At 36.2% G+C, this 20,102-nt stretch carries 18 protein-coding genes; 7 read left to right on the top strand and 11 right to left on the bottom strand.

What is annotated here, in order from left to right; translation table 11 throughout:
* Positions 1-9 precede the first annotated feature (9 nt).
* Positions 10-678: a DUF4271 domain-containing protein gene (locus E0W68_RS02475; protein WP_135217814.1), complete on the bottom strand. Its 669-nt coding sequence runs from the start codon at positions 676-678 to the stop codon at positions 10-12.
* A 105-nt stretch (positions 679-783) separates the two neighbouring features.
* Here E0W68_RS02475 and E0W68_RS02470 point away from each other — a divergent pair, with 105 nt between their 5' ends.
* From E0W68_RS02470 to E0W68_RS02460, 3 genes are read left to right on the top strand one after another with little or no spacing between them, the layout of a single operon-like run.
* Positions 784-1,506, top strand: a complete 723-nt coding sequence (locus tag E0W68_RS02470; RefSeq protein WP_135217813.1) for a polyprenol monophosphomannose synthase — start codon at positions 784-786, stop codon at positions 1,504-1,506.
* Positions 1,507-1,513: 7 nt separating this feature from the next.
* Positions 1,514-2,854: a dihydroorotase gene (locus E0W68_RS02465; RefSeq protein WP_135217812.1), complete on the top strand. Its 1,341-nt coding sequence runs from the start codon at positions 1,514-1,516 to the stop codon at positions 2,852-2,854.
* A 5-nt stretch (positions 2,855-2,859) separates the two neighbouring features.
* A complete protein-coding gene (locus E0W68_RS02460) occupies positions 2,860-3,297 on the top strand; it encodes a DUF4296 domain-containing protein (protein ID WP_135217811.1) in 438 nt (145 codons plus the stop codon).
* 4 nt (positions 3,298-3,301) lie between these two features.
* Here the strand turns inward: E0W68_RS02460 and E0W68_RS02455 are convergent, their stop codons facing one another.
* Positions 3,302-4,315, bottom strand: a complete 1,014-nt coding sequence (locus tag E0W68_RS02455) for an NAD-dependent epimerase/dehydratase family protein (RefSeq protein ID WP_135217810.1) — start codon at positions 4,313-4,315, stop codon at positions 3,302-3,304.
* Positions 4,316-4,418: 103 nt separating this feature from the next.
* Between E0W68_RS02455 and tyrS the strand changes: the two genes are divergently transcribed.
* Entirely contained in the window at positions 4,419-5,717 is a 1,299-nt protein-coding gene (gene tyrS / locus E0W68_RS02450; RefSeq protein WP_135217809.1) for a tyrosine--tRNA ligase, read from the top strand.
* Between the two features lie 155 nt (positions 5,718-5,872).
* Here tyrS and E0W68_RS02445 read toward each other — a convergent pair whose 3' ends face one another.
* From E0W68_RS02445 to E0W68_RS02410, 8 genes are all read right to left on the bottom strand, one after another.
* Positions 5,873-6,853, bottom strand: coding sequence for a LuxE/PaaK family acyltransferase (locus tag E0W68_RS02445; protein ID WP_135217808.1), 981 nt, complete (start codon positions 6,851-6,853; stop codon positions 5,873-5,875).
* Positions 6,854-6,938: 85 nt separating this feature from the next.
* Positions 6,939-8,603, bottom strand: a complete 1,665-nt coding sequence (locus E0W68_RS02440; RefSeq protein WP_135217807.1) for a T9SS type A sorting domain-containing protein — start codon at positions 8,601-8,603, stop codon at positions 6,939-6,941.
* 28 nt (positions 8,604-8,631) lie between these two features.
* Positions 8,632-9,585: a hypothetical protein gene (locus E0W68_RS02435; protein WP_135217806.1), complete on the bottom strand. Its 954-nt coding sequence runs from the start codon at positions 9,583-9,585 to the stop codon at positions 8,632-8,634.
* A 131-nt stretch (positions 9,586-9,716) separates the two neighbouring features.
* Positions 9,717-10,664: a T9SS type A sorting domain-containing protein gene (locus E0W68_RS02430; protein ID WP_162074833.1), complete on the bottom strand. Its 948-nt coding sequence runs from the start codon at positions 10,662-10,664 to the stop codon at positions 9,717-9,719.
* 143 nt (positions 10,665-10,807) lie between these two features.
* Entirely contained in the window at positions 10,808-11,713 is a 906-nt protein-coding gene (locus tag E0W68_RS02425) for a T9SS type A sorting domain-containing protein (protein WP_135217804.1), read from the bottom strand.
* Between the two features lie 112 nt (positions 11,714-11,825).
* Positions 11,826-12,164, bottom strand: coding sequence for a T9SS type A sorting domain-containing protein (locus E0W68_RS02420; protein ID WP_135217803.1), 339 nt, complete (start codon positions 12,162-12,164; stop codon positions 11,826-11,828).
* Positions 12,165-12,279: 115 nt separating this feature from the next.
* Positions 12,280-13,431, bottom strand: coding sequence for a hypothetical protein (locus tag E0W68_RS02415; RefSeq protein WP_135217802.1), 1,152 nt, complete (start codon positions 13,429-13,431; stop codon positions 12,280-12,282).
* Between the two features lie 143 nt (positions 13,432-13,574).
* Entirely contained in the window at positions 13,575-16,376 is a 2,802-nt protein-coding gene (locus tag E0W68_RS02410) for a TonB-dependent receptor (RefSeq protein WP_135217801.1), read from the bottom strand.
* A 194-nt stretch (positions 16,377-16,570) separates the two neighbouring features.
* Between E0W68_RS02410 and E0W68_RS02405 the strand changes: the two genes are divergently transcribed.
* Positions 16,571-17,254, top strand: coding sequence for a response regulator transcription factor (locus E0W68_RS02405; protein ID WP_135217800.1), 684 nt, complete (start codon positions 16,571-16,573; stop codon positions 17,252-17,254).
* A complete protein-coding gene (locus E0W68_RS02400; RefSeq protein ID WP_135217799.1) occupies positions 17,254-18,297 on the top strand; it encodes a sensor histidine kinase in 1,044 nt (347 codons plus the stop codon). Before E0W68_RS02405 ends, E0W68_RS02400 begins: the two co-directional genes overlap by 1 nt.
* Here the strand turns inward: E0W68_RS02400 and E0W68_RS02395 are convergent.
* On the bottom strand, positions 18,271-19,332 hold the full coding sequence (locus E0W68_RS02395) for a glycosyltransferase (protein ID WP_135217798.1): 1,062 nt from the start codon (positions 19,330-19,332) through the stop codon (positions 18,271-18,273). The genes E0W68_RS02400 and E0W68_RS02395 overlap by 27 nt on opposite strands.
* A 95-nt stretch (positions 19,333-19,427) precedes the next feature.
* On the opposite strand from E0W68_RS02395, the gene trmB reads away from it, so the two are divergent.
* The gene (trmB, locus tag E0W68_RS02390; protein WP_135217797.1) at positions 19,428-20,102 is read left to right on the top strand and encodes a tRNA (guanosine(46)-N7)-methyltransferase TrmB; all 675 of its coding nucleotides are present in this window, start codon (positions 19,428-19,430) and stop codon (positions 20,100-20,102) included.

Here is a 20,102-nt window from a genome sequence, read left to right as displayed (position 1 = left end):
TGTGTTCTTTTACTTACTATTTGTAAACCAATAATACATGAAATAATAGGGTGCTATTTCAAGAGTGCAAAGATATAAAATAAAATAGAACAATTTGCCAAGTATCAAATTTTGATGTAACCTTAACGATACGGAATAAGAAATAATACTTGTAATGAATATAAGGGCTAAAATGATATATATCACAAAAGGTTGAGGATCATTATTGTAAAAAAGCGTAATATTAACAGGCAGCAATATAAGCCCTATATAAGCCCTGTAACTAACCTTGTGCAGATTAAACGTTTCGCTAAACTCTTCAATATTGAATGAAGTTGCTATTATCTTTTCAATAAGATATTTAGAAAGTATAAAAACAGCAATAAAAGTAAGTATCTGAATAAAGGTAATCCAGCTTGTTTTCTCGGCAAGACCGTAGTAGCTCAGCAGGAACTGCACCAGGAAAGTAAAGGATATAAGCTGTATAAAAAAGAAAGAAATAGTAAACCCGCTCAGTATATTGCTGCTGTCTTTATATATCTTCATATATTTGTCAGAATATCCAAGCTTGATAAATTCATTAAAACGATTTCCCGATACCGTTTTATTTACGGCTATCAATGCAAGGCACAGGACAAAAAGAATTGTTGCCCAATCTTTACCGTCTGTACCCCGTTCGTTAAATATCAAATCAACCATAGGGTGTAAAATTACTAATTTTTATAGTCAAAAATTTATTATAATTTAATTATGAAACTGACGTTAGAATTGCATTATTTTTGCATCAAAATTAACAAGTACTAAATGAATGACGGCATTGTTATAATTCCTACGTATAACGAAATTGAAAATATTGAAACCATACTCAGGGCGGTGTTTGCGCTGGATACTCAATTTGACGTGTTGGTAGTAGATGACAATTCGCCCGATGGTACAGCAGGAAAGGTAAGAGCATTACAGGATGAATTTGCAGACAGGCTTCATCTCGAGGTCAGAGCGGGCAAATCAGGCTTAGGTACAGCCTATGTGCATGGTTTTAAATGGGCAATAAGCAGGAAGTATGAATATGTTTTTGAGATGGATGCCGATTTTTCGCACAATCCCCAAGATCTGGAACGTTTATACAAAGCCTGCATTAACGGTGCGGATGTTGCCATAGGGTCGCGCTACAGTACAGGAGTAAACGTAGTAAACTGGCCGTTGAGCCGGGTGTTACTGTCTTATTACGCATCAGTATATGTAAAAATAATAACCGGTATGCAAATACACGATGCGACAGCAGGATTTATTTGCTACAAACGAAAAGTATTGGAAATAATAAACCTTGATAAAATAAAATTCGTAGGTTATGCTTTTCAAATAGAAATGAAATACCGCGCCTTTGCCAATGGTTTTATAATTGTAGAAGTACCCATAATATTTACCGATCGTACAAAAGGGGAATCAAAAATGAGTAATGCTATTATAAAAGAAGCTATATTAGGGGTTGTAGCACTCAGGATAAAAAAAATGCTAAACAGGCTATAAATATAACATGAACAGGATTTTAATAAAGAATGCCAAAATTGTAAATGAAGGAAACGTTTTTGAAGGCGATCTTTTAATTGAAGACAAGTATATAAAAGAAATTGGCGAAAGCATAAGCCCGAAAACATCCGACATAAAAATTATTGATGCCGAAGGCAGCTACCTCATACCCGGCATGATAGATGACCAAGTACATTTTCGAGAGCCCGGACTTACCCATAAGGGTAGTATAGAAACCGAATCGCGTGCTGCTGTAGCCGGAGGCATAACCTCGTTTATAGAGCAGCCCAATACAGTGCCCAATGCCGTAACGCAGGAGCTGCTTGAAGAAAAGTATCAAAGGGCGGCAGAAGTATCGTATGCCAACTACTCGTTTATGATGGGAGGTACAAACGATAACCTGGAAGAGGTACTAAAAACCAACCCCCGAAACGTAGCGGGAATTAAGCTGTTTTTAGGCTCTTCAACAGGTAATATGCTGGTAGATGATGAGGAAGTACTTGAAAAGATATTTTCGAGCACATCAATGCTTATAGCAGTCCATTGTGAAGACGAAGCTACCATAAAGCATAATCTTGAAAAGTATAAGGAAGAATATGGCGATGATATTCCTGTAAAATATCACCCCTTAATACGTAGTGCCGAGGCATGTTATATATCGTCATCAAAAGCTGTTGCACTGGCTAAAAAAACAGGTGCAAGGCTACACGTATTTCATATATCTACAGCTAAAGAAACAGAGCTGTTTACCAACAAAATTCCGTTGGAAGAAAAGAAAATTACTGCCGAAGTATGCATACATCACCTTTGGTTTACCGATGCTGATTATGAGAAAAAAGGCTCGTTAATAAAATGGAATCCTGCGGTTAAAACCGAAGCTGACAGGGAAGGACTCTGGAAAGCGCTGCTGGACGACAGGATAGACGTTATTGCTACCGACCATGCGCCCCACACGCTGGATGAGAAGAAAAACCCTTATACAAGCGCGCCTTCGGGCGGACCATTGGTACAACACGCTGTAGTGGCTTTGTTTGAAGCCTATCATCAAAAGAAAATATCGGTAGAGCGTATTGTAGAGAAAATGGCGCATAACCCAGCCAAAATATTTAAGATAGAAAAACGAGGCTTTATCAAAGAAGGTTTCTATGCCGACTTAGTATTGGTAAACCCCGGGCTGCCTTGGAATGTGAAGAAGGAAAATATTTTATACAAATGCGGATGGTCACCTTTTGAAGGAACTAACTTCAAATCGAGAATAACCCATACCTTTGTAAACGGTCAACTGGTTTATAATAACTTTAAAGTAAAAGATATTCGCTGTGGCGAACGTTTACTTTTTGACAGGTAATAATTATGAGAAAAGCAGCACTTATACTACTGGCATTTTTAGTTTTGGCATGTAATGACGATACTCCGCAAAAACCCGAAAAACTGCTTACTGAAGATGAGATGGTTGATGTGTTGTATGATATTACCATATTACAGTCTGTAAAGTCGTTTAACCCAAAGGTGTTAAGAGAAAATAAAATAGACCTTCCGGACTATGTTTATAATAAGTATAATATAGACAGTACCGTTTTTGCGCAAAATCATGCCTATTATGCTGCCCAGTTAGATGTATATGAGCAAATCCATAACAGGGTAACCGATAGGGTAAAAAAGGAAAAGGAACCTTTTGACCCCGAACAGCCTAAAACAGAAAAAGATTCTCTTAAAGAAGATAAAAAGAAAATGTTAGGTAAGAATGCCTTAAAAAAACTTAATGACCGGAAGGAAAATAAAGATAAGTAAGCTTTTATTGCAAATGCCCCGATGATAGTAGCGTTTCTGCCAACATTTTCAAGTATTGCTTTACATCTCTAAACTTAAAATTAAGTACCCCTTTAATTTTACTGTTATCATAATTTTCATGATTATGCGAAGCCGCTGCCATAGCACGAGTCATTAATCGTTTTCGTCTTACTAACTTTGACAGTAACCAATCCAAACGCCAGGCAACCGATGTTAAGAAACGAGAGGCATATATAGCAGGGCGTTTTTTGCCCAAACCATCGGCAATAGCAAACAGCATTTCGTCATAAGACAATTGCCCTGCTACAAGTATATATCTTTCACCCGATATATCACTGTTCATAAGCTCTGTCATAATAGTTGTAACATCCTCTACACTTATAACCCCACAACTGCCTTTGGTATAAAAGTATTGCCCGTTGTTTACAGCTTTAAACATTCTTCCGCTGCCCTGTGCCCAAAATCCATAGCCAAATATAATTCCGGGGTTTACAATTACCACATCAAGCCCTTCCTGCCGGGCGCGCCACACTTCCATTTCTGCTCCGTGTTTGCTTATGGCATAATCGCTGTGTGTTATTTCAGGATTCCATTCCGTTTCTTCGGTAATAACGCTCTCATCTTCTCTTGGGTCGCCCAGTGCAGCAACAGAGCTTACATGGCATAACTTGCGCACCCCGTAAGCCAATGCACAATTTACCACATTGGCAGTACCCTCTATATTTACTTTTCGTAATAATTCCTCATCACCCGGATCAAAAGAAATATACCCGGCACAGTGGTAAACGTGAGTAACGTTTGCAAAAGCAGCTTCAAGTGACGGAATATCGGTAATATCACCCTCTGCCCATTCAATAGTATCAAACAAGTTTGCTTTGTTATAATGCTCAAAAAGCTTTTTAGCTTTTATTTTACCCGTTTCTGTTCGATACAGGGCGCGTATGGCTTTTTTGCCCTCTGCTAATTGTAGCAGCAGGTGTGCACCTACCAAACCTGTTCCGCCGGTTACTAATATCATAGTACAAAAATACTTTTTACAGCATAAATATAGGGCAGATGTTTGCTTTTTTTGACTCATGTTAATACAAGTTTGTATTTTTGCAACTCAATAAACAATAAGCATGAAAAATTTTGTAGAAGAATTACAATGGAGAGGTATGGTGCACGACATTATGCCGGGAACTGAAGAACAACTGAATAAAGAAATGACGACTGCCTATATAGGCTTCGACCCCACTTCTGATTCGTTACATATCGGTAGCCTTGTGCCTATTATCATTTTGGTTCATTTACAAAAATGCGGTCATAAACCCATTGCTCTTGTAGGTGGGGCTACGGGTATGATAGGCGACCCTTCGGGTAAATCGGATGAGAGAAATTTGCTGGATGAAGCAGCTTTAGAGAAAAATGTAGCAGGTATAAAACGTGTATTGTCACGTTTTCTCGATTTTAATGCTACAGATGCCAATGCACCTGTATTGGTAAATAATTATGACTGGATGAAAGAGTTTTCTTTTATCGGGTTTGTACGCGATGTGGGGAAGCGTATAACGGTGAATTATATGATGGCTAAAGATTCGGTTAAAAAACGTCTTACAGGCGAAGCCGGGTCAGGAATGTCGTTTACGGAGTTTACCTACCAGTTGATACAAGGGTATGATTTTTACCATTTACATAAGCATTATAACTGTATGCTACAGCTTGGCGGTAGCGACCAGTGGGGTAATATTACTACAGGTACAGAGCTGGTGCGCCGTATGAACGATGAAGGGGCAAAGGCTTACGCCATGACCTGCCCACTTATTACCAAGGCTGATGGTTCTAAATTCGGTAAGTCAGAAGGCGGTAATGTGTGGCTGGATGCCGACAAAACATCGGTATATAAGTTTTACCAGTTTTGGCTTAATACTACTGATGCAGATGCCGAAAAGTATATCAAGATATTTACTTTTTTATCAAAAGACGCAATAGAGCAACTGATAGAAGAACACAGGCAAGCACCGCACATGAGGTTATTGCAAAAAAAACTTGCTGAAGGGGTGACTGTATTTGTACACTCGCAGGAAGAACTGGAAAAAGCAGTAAAAGCATCAGAGGTATTGTTTGGTAATGCTACCGCAGATGATTTAAAACAGCTTGACGAAACAACTTTTTTAGACGTTTTTGAAGGCGTACCGCAGGCAGCAGTAGCAATGGCTGATATAGAGGCAGGCATAGGTATTGTTGATGCATTAGCCGGAAGCACAGGGTTTTTGGCATCCAACAGTGAGGCGAGGCGTGCACTGAAAGAAAATGCGATATCTGTAAACAGGGAGAAGGTTAAGGAAGATTATACTATTACTAAAGAAGATTTGATTAATAACCAGTTTGTGTTATTACAGAAGGGTAAGAAAAATTACTACATACTACGAGTAAAATAATGAGAAGCGGCTGTCTCAAAAGTGTTTAACCAAGCATTTTTGTGATTCTGACGAAGGAAGAATCTCTTGTTTATTAAATGATTGAGATTCTTCACTTCATTGCATTGCGTTCAGAATGACACTTTTGAGATATCTTCTTCCTTATTTTCAGAATGTTATAAAACCATAAGGTTACATCCGCGAATGTCAGAATTATCAAAACGCCCCAATACTTCAAAGGATTGATTGGAGTATTTTTTGCCTAAATCCTGCGTAGCTATAAACGAGCAGGAATTGATGTTGGCAAGGTCTATTACATTAATACCGCCTGTTTTGCCATAATCTACATAACTCAGGGCATCTTCGGTATCTCGGATAAGTATGTCCATCCAAGGCGGACATTCAAAAATACCATTGCCCAAAGAGTAGGCTTGCGATAACAGCTCGGTCATACCATACTCCGAATGGATTTTACTTACACCAAAACCTTTGCATAATATATCATGTAGCTCCTCGCGTATCATTTCCCGGCGTTTGCCTTTCATACCGCCCGTTTCCATAACAATGGTGTTTTTTAGCTGAAACTGCTGCATCTCAATCAGGTCGAGCAGGGCATAGGTAACGCCTATTAACAATATATTCTTTCCTGATTTATCAAGCTGTACAAGTTTATCAATAAGATCATTATAATTATGCAGGTAAAAGCCACTATCAGGGTTGTTAGAGCCTTCAATCAGGTCTTGTACCATATAGATAAGCGATGAACCTTCGCGCTCCAGATAGGAGGGCAGGAGTGCCAGTACAGTATAGTCTTCTATATTCCCATAAAACTGCGAGAATGCCTGCCGGAAACTTTGCTCATAAAGGTTTAAATCAATAATATGGTGGCTGCTGGTTGTCATCCCAGTAGTACCACTACTGGTAAAGGTTACCTGTATGGGTTGTGTATTGCTTATTACCGTATGCGTTTTAAAAAATTGGATGGGCAGGAAAGGAATATCTTTAATAGCCTTAACATTCTGTTTGTCCTTTTTCAATAAGCTGCAAAATGCCTGATATACCAAATTATTATCATACTGTTGGCGAAATACCTTTAGCGTGATTTTTTCAAATTCTTTTTTTGAAGCGATATTAAATATATCTGATGCGGTAATCAAAGCAATTATTTTATATCGCAAAGGTATAAAATAAAAAAGCACCGCTTATAGCGGTGCTTAGTATAATATAATTTGGCTGAAAGCTTTATTCTACAATAAGTTTTTCTGTAAAAATTTTACCATCAGTACCTTGTATATTAATTAAGTATATTCCTTTGCTAAAACTTTTAACGTCAAGTATATATTCTTTATCTCCATTTATAGTCGTACTATAAATAACTTTTCCGTCTATTGATACAACTGTTAGGATTTTAATACCTTGTTGATGGTACAGATTCACGATATCATTAGAGGGGTTGGGGAAAAGTATAAATTCTTCTATTTCAGTATTTTTTGTTTCAGTTAAATCAAAAGGTATTTCATCATTATTTTTAGGACGTGGAGTTAAACAAGAACCTAGTATAGCCCAATACTCAGAACCTTCTCCTATGTAGGTGTCGGGTTCTAAACTAATGAAGTCTGTTGCTGACATGGTAATTGTTTGTCCGCTATTAATTGTATACCCCGCATATGTTGTTATACTTTTATTAAAGGAATAATTATATGAAAAATTTGGTTCTGATGTAAGATATAAAGGCTGGCAAAATCCACCGCTATTATGCCAGTAGACCCATTGGGGTAGTCCTGAATTAACATTGCGTGATAATGTGATGTTTTGAAAGCTATAATTAGGATTACTAAAATTATCAGGAGTAGAAATTTCTGAAATTTTAGTACTGCCTCCGCTTGGTATATAAATTTTACCATTTGCCGCACGTTGCATATAAACTTGGTTCGAAGTTGTTGTAGATATTAAGGTTTTTTCTGATGTTTGAATATTATACTTGTATAAATTAGAGCTATAATCGAAACTGTTATTCAATAAGAAATATAAGTTTTGATTATTACCGGAAAATTCGATTCCCATTGAGAATTCATCAGAACTATTCTTTGTAATATTAACATTAACATTTGATATTTGTCCTGTTGCAGGGTTAAAATCTCCTAGTTTATAAGCTATACCTAGAGTATTATCACTGTGGGTAATAACAATTTTATTACCATATGGAGATATCTTTATAAATTGACTGGCAGAGGCGTAGATGGAATTCTCTGCGGGTAGAGAATAATAATATGCTGGTAATGATGATATCCCACTAGCTGTTACACTATATGAATATATATAATTCTTGATCTTTGTAACTACCCAATAGTTTATGCCATCACTGTTAAAAGTTGTAGTTATCCTTTCAGTTCTTGGATAGCTACCATAATTATAAGTTTGATTTATGGCGACCCCCAAATGATCTTTTAAAACAGTATTCTTAGTTATTACTTTCCCTAAACCACCATTATAACTCATATCCACTATTGAATAATGTAATCCTTTGCCTTGCTCCATTACATCTGTGGTAATAACATAGAATTCATTTTCGTGTTCAGGTCGAGGTATAATAACAGCATTCTGCCTACTGGAATAATGTCCATATAATCCCGCCCCATTATCCATGATTTGATGGTTATGTGAAAATACTTCAGTTCCATTGGTGTAAAATAATAAAAGCCCTTCTAATGATGATACTGTCGCTACTCCTTCCAGTGTGCCACCATCATTAAAGCCATTATTTAGAGGCATGTCAGTAACCTCTGTAGTGGTATTGAAGATGTTATTAAAGCGTAAACCTGCCGATTTACCAAAATACCAAACTGCATTTTGTGCACAACAAGTACTTATTGTGAAACACAAAATAAATTTATATAAGTTCTTCATAATTTATAAATTTTAAGTTGAACTTATATTACTGTCTTTCTAATAAAAGCTGTACTGCCGCTTTTAGTTCCTTAATTTCTTCTCCTTGTTTTTCAAGTTGCTTGTTTTGTCCTATAATATACAGCGTTAATTCTTCAATTTTTTCCTGCTGTATTTTTGCCATTTCTCCTACTTCTATGCCTTGCTCTTCAACTTCTTTTGCAGATGGAACATTCGGCAAGTGACCGTTTTCTTCAATGTAGCATTCTATTTCTTCAAGCGAAGGTAATTTGTAATCATCTTCAAAAACATAATCTGCCCAATTTGTCGATACTCTTACTTCTTTAGCTAAAATACCGCCATTTACAATTAACTTATAAGACGAAACATTGTAACTTGACGCCGTTGTGGGGAAAGCCATAGTACCCATACCAATACCTACTTTGCCATTAAACTTTAATAATTGACTTAAAAAGTCACCCCATATGAGTGGGGTAGGCGTGTCACTATTTGCTATATATAATTTATTTCCTCCAGTTTCATTGTAGCCTGCATTATATCCCAAAAATATATTATTTCCATTATTATTATAAAATCCTGCTTTATATCCGATTATAGTATTGTTTACTCCATTGTTGTACCTTGCTGCACTAAAGCCTATAAATACATTTTTTGAATTATCTGAACTTTCTTCTCCTGCCAAACTGCCTATAAATACATTTTCATTCCCGTCAAAATTCAATCTACCTGTTTTATGCCCTAAGAAAGTATTGCTAAACCCTACATTACCAGGTCCAGCTAGATGACCAATATAGGTGCCATATCTAGCAGAACCATATTGAGGAACTCCTTGACCAGCTCTATAGCCATAAAATGTGTTTTCTGTGCCTGAAGCCCCTGCATCAAGCCCGTAACTTGTTATAGAGCCTGTCATAATTTGTGCTTTTACTGTAAAAGAGAAACCTGCAAGTAGTACACTTGCAAAAAAGATTTTTGTGTTCATTTTAATAATTTTTTTAATGTTAGATGAAATCAAATATAATTAATTATAAACACAACACACTTTAAGAAACTGTTAACTAAAAAAGCACTGCCTTAGGCAGTGCTTTCACTATTATTTTTTTAAAAAAGTAATTATCTAACAACAAGTTTTCTTGTAGCTGTTTTACCTTCCTCAGTAATTTTTACGATATACACGCCTGAAGTTAAACCTGAAACGTTTACAGTTCCGTTTGTAGTTACAGTATTTACTACTTGCTTACCTAATACATCATAGATAGCAACTGTTTTAGCAGCATTAGCATCAGATGTTATGTTAAGGATGTTTCCTGAAAGTGGGTTAGGATACATTGTAAGACCTGAAATAGCATCAAAGTTTTTAGTTGATAAAACTCCTAAACCAATTGCATCAACAAATTGAGTACAAGTAACACCGTCTAAAGCGTTATTACCTGCATAAGTAAAGGTAGTATTGTCGAAATTACCTCCGTTAGGAGCTACAGCATAATTTCTTGTTGCATAACTATCCTGATAAGCCCAAGTAGCAGTGTAGTCATCACCGTCAACTACATCAAGTGGGTTTCCAAATTGGTCTATAACTTCTACTAAGTTATCTCCATCATAAATAGCAACTCTTATAGCATCATTACCATTCATATTAGGAGCGTATCTGCTAAAGATTACTTTGTTAGCAGGAATTTCTTCATACATATCAGTGAAAATAGGTAGTGTATTATCGTATAATGGTTGTGCAGGTGTTCCATTATCTGTTGGGATATTAACTGTATAAACAAAAGAGTCAGTCACTTCACCAAGGTCGCTCAAGTATAAACCAATACCACCCCAGTATATATCACCTTCGTTTGCAGCACCGTTTGATTCTGCTTGCAGTCTGTAATCGTCTGCCCCGAAATCGATTGTTCCTGAAACATACATTTCAATAATTTTAGGACTAAATGTGCCTTCAGAACCATCACATCCATCATGTGGTAGCGTACCATCTATTACTCTTGTTATTACAACGCTCTGACCGAAAGTAACAGCAGAGAAAAGTACTAGTGATAAAAAGTAAAATTTTTTCATTTTCAAAATGTTTTTATTATTCATGTTTTTTATAATTCGGCACAAATGTATTGAACGGTTAGCTACCTTATGTTTCTAAATTGTTATTTAACAAAAAAAAGCACCTATTTTAGGTGCTTTTTACTGTATGTTTTATATGCAAACTATTTAACAACAAGTTTTCTTGTGGCTGTTTTACCTTCTTCAGTAATTTTAACAATATATATGCCCGAAGTTAAATTTGAAACATTTACTGTTCCGGTTGTAGTTACGGTATTTATTACCTGTTTGCCCAATACATCATAGATAGCAACTGTTTTAGCAGCATTAGCATCAGATGTTATGTTAAGGATATTTCCTGAAAGTGGGTTCGGGAATATTTTTAATGTCGAAATATTATTTTGTTTAATACTTGCAGTAGCATTATATTCTCCAAATGGAACAACTGTAGAGAAAGGATTACCTCCTTGGCATTCGCCAAGTCCTTCTAATGCGGTAGGGCCTCCAAAAATCCAATTATCAACATTAAATGCTGCGCCATCCGGTCCGGTATTATCTGCTCTTCTTGCCCAAGAGTCTATATGCCACCATACCAAACCTGGGTTTTCTTCTGTTAAAGGAAAATCGCCTTCAGGATTTACACCGTCCAAACCGTATTGGTCTATAACAGTCATCGAACCATCAATAATTCTTACCCTGTCATTACCATTAATATTAAGTGGTTTAGGGGTTCCATCATTTTCTGTACTTGTGTATAAAACGTTGGATGATGGTATTCCCTCAAATTCACTTGAAAATGATGAATTTGCGTCACCATTTACAACATAAATAAAATCATTTGTTATTGTGCCAAAAGTAGCAAGGCTTAAGGTGTTGCCCCAAGAACTACTATCATTAGTTTGATTTTCTAAAGAATAGTTTGCAAAGTCAACAGTACCGTTTGCATAAATTTCTATGGCTTTCGGGTTTCCTCCGCTACAATCTCCATCAAGGATACCTGTAATTATTGGCGTTTGTCCGAAAGACAAGCCTGCAATCATTAATAATGATAATGTGTAAAGTTTTTTCATATTCGTAGTAATTTAGTTATTTTGTATAACAAATATACTAACAAATACTATATATAATAAAAAAATACAATAAAATTAAGATAGTTTTAAGGTGAAGTCCTTATTGTAGTACCTATTTAACAATAAGTTTTCTGGTAGAAGTAGCCTCGCCCTCTTTAATTTTGATGATATATACACCCGGAGTAAGTGCAGAGATGACAAGTTCTTTACCGCTTATTACAGTTTGTAATATCTTTTTGCCAAGCACGTCATATATCTGAATTTCTTTACTCTGCATGTTTTTAGAAGTAATATATATCCTGTCTGCGCTTACAGGGTTAGGGTATATATTAAGTCCTTCTATGGCTTGATTAGTGCCAAATGCAGATAGATCCTTATTTTCCTGGGCATATGCGCCAAGGCTTAATAAAGAGAAGAAAAACAATATGATATAAAAATATTTTTTTGCCATGGTGATGATTGATTTGGTAAATATATAAAATATATTTCAAATAGTGTACCAAAAAAACAACCCCTCAAAATTATTTTGAGGGGTTGTTTGCTTATTTAATAAACTTATTTTTTGATTACCAAGTAAGTTCAGAATTGTGAGACCAAGTGTCAAAAGCAGATAAGTTAGCACCAACTGCATTCGAGTTTTGTACAAACAACATGTCAGTTAAATCAGTAGTATTATCCGGTACGTTGTTTTTAACAAGACCAATTGAAGCTACCAAATTAGCATTTGTCATTTTTAATGAACCATCCTCAACTTGAGTAACTTGGTTGTTTACGAAAGCTACATACTCAACATTGTAAACTTTTACATTATCAAAGTCACCTGCAGTACCTTCTTTAAGGTCAAAAGCAGATTTACCAGCTTTCATGTTTCCTCTTATCGTTACATTTTTTACAGTCGGGTTAGATCTTGGCTCAAGATTCCATTCTGTTTTACGGCTTGAAAGTTCAAAAGCAAAATCACCAATGTTATTAGACTGATAAACAGCAATGTTTGTTAATGTACCTCTGTATCCTTGATCCCAGTCAATAGAATCGTCTTCCATATCTATAGCGATAAGGTTTGTAGCACTTACAGTACCACCGTAAAATTCGAATCCGTCATCAGCACCTTTATAAGCTTCACAGTTTTGAACTATTGTACCAGAACCACAAGCAAAGAAAGAGAATGCATTATATTCGAATTGACCATCAGAAGATGGAACACCTGCATATTCAACACGAACATATTTAAGAGAACCTGAACTATCAGCATCGTTAGTTCCGCTGTATGGAAGCTGACCAGCTTCTGAAAGTGGGTTAGTATCAGTACCATTAATAGTAGCTCTACCATGTAGTACTATACCGCCCCAATCTCCACCTTCTCCAGCACCTTGACCTTCAGAAGTAAAGATAATCGGCTCTTGAGCTGTACCTTCCGCCACAAGTTTACCGCCTTGTTTTACCATTAAAACGTTTATGCCTGTCGACTCATCTGCTGAAGTAACAGTAATTGTTGAACCTTTTTCGATAGTTAGCGTAGCGCCATCTTCAACTAAAACAGTACCTCTTAGCGTGTAATCGCCTTTAGGAACAAATAGATCTTCTGTTATAGTACCTGTAATTACAGTACCCTCAATAACATTACCATTGTTATTGTTGTTGTTTGAGTCATCATCGCTGCTGCATGATGTAACTGCCAATGCTGATATTGCCAGCATAGATAAAAGCAATTTTTTCATTTGTTGTGTTTTTAAGTTAAGTATATATAAATTTCTGTGGCAAAAATATTTGTATTTAATTAATCGGCGCTTATTTCAACATTAAGGGATTGTTAAATATATTAATCAAAAACACCTTCAATGTTGTCTAAATATTAACTGAGTTAAAGCTTGTAAGTAAGGGTTAGTCCAAAGTTTACGCCTAAATTATAGCTTTCATAAATGTTGCTATACCTGTCAGGAAACTGAATTTCTCTGGTAGCATCCTGTGTAAACAGTGTTTCTTCGTCTAATATGTTTTGTATGGTAAACCTTAAGCCCCAGTGGTCATTAAATTCTGTATTCCATACTAAGTCTAACTGATTGATTGGTTTTTCATATATGTCATCAGCACCTTCAACACCCACGGCATAAATTCTTTTTCCGTAGGTATTAAATATTAGCGTGAAAGTTGAATTAAAGTTTTCACCTCTTTTAAGTTGATAAGATATATCTGCATTTATACCCCAATTTGAGGCTCCCTGAAGATCCCTGTTCTTATTGGTAACTTGTCCAAATTCACCGCTTTCATTATCTGTTTTAGATTCTGACTGCATAAGGATACCGTTAAATCCTAAGGAAAAATCGTTAAGAGCATCAGCTTTAAAAACACTGCCTATATTCAGCTTTCCTTCCAATTCTATACCATATAAATACGCCTCATCGAAATTACCGAAACTTTCAAGATAACCTACCGATGTACTGCGGAAAATTCTCTCTATCGGATTTTGTATTAATTTACCAAATGCAGCTATTGCCAGTACTTCTGAATTGCTGGGGAACACTTCGTACTTTAAGTCAACATTATAATTAGTTGAGTTTTCCAACAATCGGTTACCCACAGTTTGGTTACCATCTCCGCCTTGATATACTGTTGGAAGAATTTCCCTTAGTCTTGGTCTGGTTGTAGTTTTTGACGCTGCAAAACGCAGGTTTGTATCATCGTTTAGGTTGTATTTTATATTTAATGCCGGGCTAAGGTCGAAAGGGTCATATTTCTCTACACGATGAGGAGAAAATATATTATCAGTTTGTAATCGATATTCTATTTCTCTTACGGCATATTCAGCCCTGATGCCTGCCTCTATTAAAAGCTTTTCCCATTGCTTAGTATAATTAATATAGGATGCATTAATAAGCTGGTTTATATAACTGTCCATTGTTGGGTCAGGTGTATTTCTATATCTTAAAAATCCGTTTGCAAAACCATTTTGGAAAAATGCTTCAGGATCATTGGTATTTATAATAGTTTGATCGGGTGTACCGTCAAAACTGGCAGATATTGTTCTGTTAAAAAATTCATAATCAATCAAATCTGCATTATAGCCAATTCTTATATTTGACTGATATCGGTCATTCTCTTCATTATGGTCAAAACCTAATTTGTATTCTACAAGAGCGTTAATATTTGAATTATCCAGTTCCTGATAGAACTTAAATGGGTTTATCCCGTTTGTAGTAATATATTCTGCATTCTCTCCGCTGTCTGCAGTAACTAAAACTCTCCTGTCGGGCACATTATTTTTACCATCAGAATAAGATGTCCCGAAATGTAGCACGTGTTTCTTGTTCATCCATTCATAATCGCCTAAAACTTGAAAAACTGCTACCCTGTTTTCAGTATATTTAGTATCTCTTATAAAAAACGGAGTCTCATTAAGTTGGGTATATGAATTATTAAGCCCCAAACCTTCAGCAATAGTGTTACTACTGTTTTGTAGGTATATAGTATTAAAAGTTAAATCTAACTTGTCATATATTTTGTAGTTAAGGGCAAATAAACCGGATTTTTGTGTTGAAAAATCATATTGTTTCGATTCAAAGTCTTGCTGCGCATTTCCTTCTGAGCTAAGCCTTCTTTCTTGTCCTGACTGGAAAAGGTATGAATTGTTGTAATTCAAACTCAAAAACACACCTAAGTTTCCTTTGTCCCATTCTTTTATTCTTTGACCGTGGCTTATGCCAAACTTAGTGTTAAGTGGTGCATTGGTTTTTTTAGGAGTCCAAGAAGTTTCAAATAAATTTGCTGATTCTTCAGGTGTTGCACTGTAAGCTAAGCGATTATCTTTAGAATATACATTAGGTATTTCCCTGCTATTCCCTGTATATCCTGCAAAATTCTGAAATCCGGATCCTGCATCGTCAGTATAAAAATCATTAAACGTAGTATTGGTATTGTATCCAACACCATAACTAAGAACTGTTGTAGATTTTGAAGGCGTTTTTCTGGTATTTATTTGAAAAGTAGCTCCTGCAAAGTCTTGGTAAAGGTTACTGTTGAAGGTCTTGAAAACATCTATAGACTCAACTATACTGGTTGATATATAGTTAAGTGGAATAATTTTTTTATCCGGATCAGGAGAGGCTACAGGAAGACCATTAATGAGCAGATAGTTATATCTGTCATCCAGTCCTCTCACAAATATACCACGATCTTTTACATTAGTAATACCCGATATCTTCGTTAACCCCTGCTCTACAGTAGTAGTTGCTTTTCTGCTTAGTTCCTGAGCACCTATACTTTGCTTAATTTCTACAGCTTTCTTCTGTTCAACAAGTAATGCCGACTCTTTTTCACGATTTATTTGCTGTTCTATAACTACATCCTGAAGTTGCACACTTGTAGATGACATTGCTTTGTTTATAGTTTTAGTCTCACCCGCAGCTATAGTAACAGGAACTTCGATATTTTCATATCCTAAAAACCCGAATACTAAAGTGTGACTTCCGGCAGGAACTTTTAGGGTGTATTTACCGTTCTCATCGGTATTTGTACCAATATTTGTTCCTTTAATGGCTACACTGGCAAATGGCAGTGTTTCATTGTTCATGTCTTTATCAGTTACAGTTCCGGTTATGGTTGCAGTATTTTGCGAAAAACCTAACGTAAAGATAAACAGAGAGATAAGTAGAAATTTAATTCTCATTGTGTGTTGTTTGTGTGTTGTTTATTTTTCATGCAAAGAAACCTCAACCTTTCAAAAGCCATGTTATCAAAACGTTACTTTTGTATTTGGTTTATGTTACAAAATTGTTAATAGATTAAATTACAGTTAATGTGTTTACGGGTTTTGTATTATCTTTACCTTTACAACCGTTAAACAACATGTGAGCTGTCATTATGAAAAAAAAAGACATTAAGATTTTACTGGTTGATGATGAACAGGATATTCTGGAAATCGTAGGTTACAACCTAAGCCAGGAGGGCTATCATGTCATTACTGCAAGCAATGGAAGAGACGCCATAGCTAAAGCTAAAAAAGAACTTCCGCACCTTATTATTATGGATGTAATGATGCCTGAAATGGATGGTATGGAAGCTTGTGAAAACATCAGAAAACTCCCGGAGCTAAGCAATGTAATAATCACATTCCTTACAGCCCGCAATGAAGACTATTCTCAAGTTGCAGGTTTTGACGCAGGGGCTGATGATTATATTGCAAAACCTATTAAGCCGAAACTACTTGTAAGCAAAGTAAAAGCATTGCTTAGAAGGCTTAAGGATGATGAGGCAAAAGGTGATGTACTTAGAGTAGGTAATATAGAAATTAACCGCGAAGAGTATAAAATTGTACTTGAAGATCGCGAGATAGTGCTGCCAAGAAAAGAGTTTGAACTCTTTTATTTGTTAGCTTCCAAACCAGGAAAAGTGTTTAAGAGAGAAGAAATACTTGATAAAGTTTGGGGTAACGAAGTAGTAGTAGGCGGCAGAACAATAGATGTTCATATAAGAAAACTACGCGAAAAAATAGGTGACGAACTTTTTAAAACTATAAAGGGAGTAGGCTATAAGCTCGAAATTTAGTGGCAATAAATTTTAAGAAATCATATCGGTTTGCTGTAAAATCAGCTTCATACATCACTGTTTTCTCCGCTATTTTAATAACGGTGCTGCTATATTATTTTGCTGAAATAAACCTCCTGTTTATTTTTATATTCTCTACATCCTTTTTTGTTTTTTCCTTTTTTGTACTGCAATACAGGGTAGAACACTTTATATACAGGCGTGTAAAAAAGATCTATGACGATGTTTCGCTGCTCGAATCAGCATCCCTCAGAAACAAGCCCATCACTACTGATATGGCAACCCTTACCCGCGAAGTGCAAAAATTTGCCCGTGATAAAAAAATAGAGATTGAAACCCTTAAAGTTCGTGAAGAATATCGACGTGAGTTTATGGGTAATGTATCTCATGAGCTAAAAACACCCTTATTTACAGTACAAGGTTATTTACTAACGCTGCTTGATGGTGCAATGAATGATAAAACATTGCGTAAAAAATACTTGCAACGTGCCGAAAAAGGAGTTGAACGCCTTATTTATATCGTACAGGATTTAGACATGATTTCTAAATTTGAACTGGGCGACCTTAACCTTAACTATACCAAGTTTAATATAATTGAAGTGGTACAGAATGTTTTTGATATGCTGGAGATGAGGGCAGATAAAAAAGGCATCATACTCATGTTTGAGATGAAATACCTGAAGCCTATAATGGTTTATGCTGACAGGGATAAAATTCAGCAAGTAGTAACCAATCTTGTTGTTAACTCCATAAAGTATGGCAAAGAAGACGGTACTACCGAAGTGAGCATAGAAGATCTTGTTAACAATAAAATTATTGTAAGAGTAAAAGATAACGGCGAGGGTATAGAGCAAAAGCACATACCACGCCTTTTTGAGCGTTTTTACAGAGTAGATAAAAGCGGTGCCCGCTCCGAAGGCGGTTCAGGACTGGGGCTTGCTATCGTGAAACACATCATAGAAGGGCATGACGAAAAAATATATGTAGAAAGCAAGTTTGGCGAAGGTTCAGAATTTTCATTCACCCTTGAAAAGACTAAATAAATCTTTCCACCGCATATCGCTACCCAAGTTTTTAAGCCCCTTATACAAAGATATTTTTTCTAAATCTTCCACTTTAAAACTGTGTTGGCGTGCATAAGGCACCAGCCCCGTTTTCTTTAATTTATGAGCCAAATATTCCTGCTCATATTGTCCCGGAGTAGGTATAAAAAAGGCTTTTTTGCCTAACTGAGCCAAATCCATTATTGTAGTATATCCTGAGCGGCACAATACTTTATCACTTTCGTTAAAAGCCTGTTCCAATGCCGCAGTATTCATAAAATTGTAATAAGTAATGTTATCCTTTACGGTTATTTTTTCTTCCGGCTCTACCACTCCTTTTACAAAAATTACTTTGCCTTTATAACGTTTAAGCTCGTCGCTTAGCTTTTCTTCCAGCATGGTGCGCTGCGGTTCGGGTCCGGATAGTATTGCCATTAAGTCATACTTCTTTTCCATAGGTTTCCTGTGTAGTCGGCTTAAAGGGCCAATATATTTCACCTTAAGGCTGTTGCCGTCAATATGTCCCAGTTTGCCCGATAAGTTAGGCGTGGTTTGTACATCAGGAACCCAACATTCATTATACTTTCTGATAAACATCTGGTGTATCTTGGAGGTAAACCAGGTGGTGTTGCCGGTAAGCACATTAAGCTGATGGGTAACAAACACACAAGGCAGCTTCTTAGAATAAACCCCCAATCGATTGTCTGATATAATGCCTTGGATGTTGTGTTTTTCAATAAGCTCCTGAACCATACTGTTTTCACGCCTTACGGCCTTGATCATGTTAGGAATCTGTGTAATGAGCTTTAGTTTGAAAAATGCACCATTTTTTGCATACTCTATTTGGTATGGCGGAAGTTCTATAGCAGTAAGGGCAGGAAACTCTTTTTTTAATAATGCAAGCGCAATGCCGTCTGATGCAATTACAGGTTCAAAACCATGATTTTCCAATGCCTCAATAATGGGTATGCAGCGTGTAGCATGACCCAGGCCCCAGTTTAAAGGAGCCACCAAAATTCTTTTCCTGTTTTGCAAAACGTGGTTTTTTGATAACTATTTAATAAGTGCAATCTAAAACTATTTCAGGTTTCGTATATTTCCCTAATTTTACCAAAATTTTAAGTTTAGTCGTGGGAAGCAAAAATAAATTAAAACGATTTAAGGAAAACGAAACCTTTATAAACGTTATACAGCCCGAAAGAGAAGACGCAGTATCGGACAATTTTTCGTTAAAAGGAAACTGGGGGAGTACTTTTTTTAAAAATCAAAACCCTATCATACTGGAGCTTGGATGCGGTAAAGGCGAGTACAGTATAGGTATGGCACAACGCTATCCGGATAAAAACTTTATAGGCATTGATATTAAAGGAGCGCGTTTTTGGCGTGGTGCAAAAACAGCAATAGAAAATAATATTGATAATGTGGCTTTTTTACGAACGCAGATAGAACTTATTGAATATTTTTTTGCTCCCGGCGAAGTCGCCGAGATATGGATAACGTTTCCGGATCCGCAAATAAAGTATAAACGCACAAAACATCGTTTAACCAATTCGGAGTTTTTGCAACGTTATAAAAAAATACTTGCGCCCGATGGTGTGGTAAACCTAAAAACGGATAGTGAGTTTATGCATGGCTATACGCTGGGGTTGCTGCATGGCGAAGGACACGAGGTTATATATGCTAACCATAATGTATATCATAATGCCGGTTCTCCGGAAATTGTTACGGCTATACAAACATTTTATGAACAGCAATATTTGGAAAAAGAAAAACCTATTACCTATATACAGTTTAAAATAAAATAA

The organism is Flavobacterium salilacus subsp. salilacus, from assembly GCF_004634195.1.
Taxonomy (GTDB): domain Bacteria; phylum Bacteroidota; class Bacteroidia; order Flavobacteriales; family Flavobacteriaceae; genus Flavobacterium; species Flavobacterium salilacus.
Note: the sequence above shows the minus strand (reverse complement) of the source record. Positions and strands in the feature narration are given on the sequence as shown.

Coding starts and splice junctions, on each gene's coding strand:
- E0W68_RS02465 (WP_135217812.1), top strand. CDS start 1,514: ATGAACAGGATTTTAATAAAGAATGCCAAAATTGTAAATGAAGGAAAC.
- E0W68_RS02455 (WP_135217810.1), bottom strand. CDS start 4,315: ATGATATTAGTAACCGGCGGAACAGGTTTGGTAGGTGCACACCTGCTG.
- E0W68_RS02410 (WP_135217801.1), bottom strand. CDS start 16,376: ATGAGAATTAAATTTCTACTTATCTCTCTGTTTATCTTTACGTTAGGT.
- E0W68_RS02420 (WP_135217803.1), bottom strand. CDS start 12,164: ATGGCAAAAAAATATTTTTATATCATATTGTTTTTCTTCTCTTTATTA.
- E0W68_RS02475 (WP_135217814.1), bottom strand. CDS start 678: ATGGTTGATTTGATATTTAACGAACGGGGTACAGACGGTAAAGATTGG.
- tyrS (WP_135217809.1), top strand. CDS start 4,419: ATGAAAAATTTTGTAGAAGAATTACAATGGAGAGGTATGGTGCACGAC.
- E0W68_RS02430 (WP_162074833.1), bottom strand. CDS start 10,664: ATGAAAAAATTTTACTTTTTATCACTAGTACTTTTCTCTGCTGTTACT.
- E0W68_RS02405 (WP_135217800.1), top strand. CDS start 16,571: ATGAAAAAAAAAGACATTAAGATTTTACTGGTTGATGATGAACAGGAT.
- E0W68_RS02435 (WP_135217806.1), bottom strand. CDS start 9,585: ATGAACACAAAAATCTTTTTTGCAAGTGTACTACTTGCAGGTTTCTCT.
- E0W68_RS02470 (WP_135217813.1), top strand. CDS start 784: ATGAATGACGGCATTGTTATAATTCCTACGTATAACGAAATTGAAAAT.
- E0W68_RS02425 (WP_135217804.1), bottom strand. CDS start 11,713: ATGAAAAAACTTTACACATTATCATTATTAATGATTGCAGGCTTGTCT.
- E0W68_RS02415 (WP_135217802.1), bottom strand. CDS start 13,431: ATGAAAAAATTGCTTTTATCTATGCTGGCAATATCAGCATTGGCAGTT.
- E0W68_RS02460 (WP_135217811.1), top strand. CDS start 2,860: ATGAGAAAAGCAGCACTTATACTACTGGCATTTTTAGTTTTGGCATGT.
- E0W68_RS02440 (WP_135217807.1), bottom strand. CDS start 8,603: ATGAAGAACTTATATAAATTTATTTTGTGTTTCACAATAAGTACTTGT.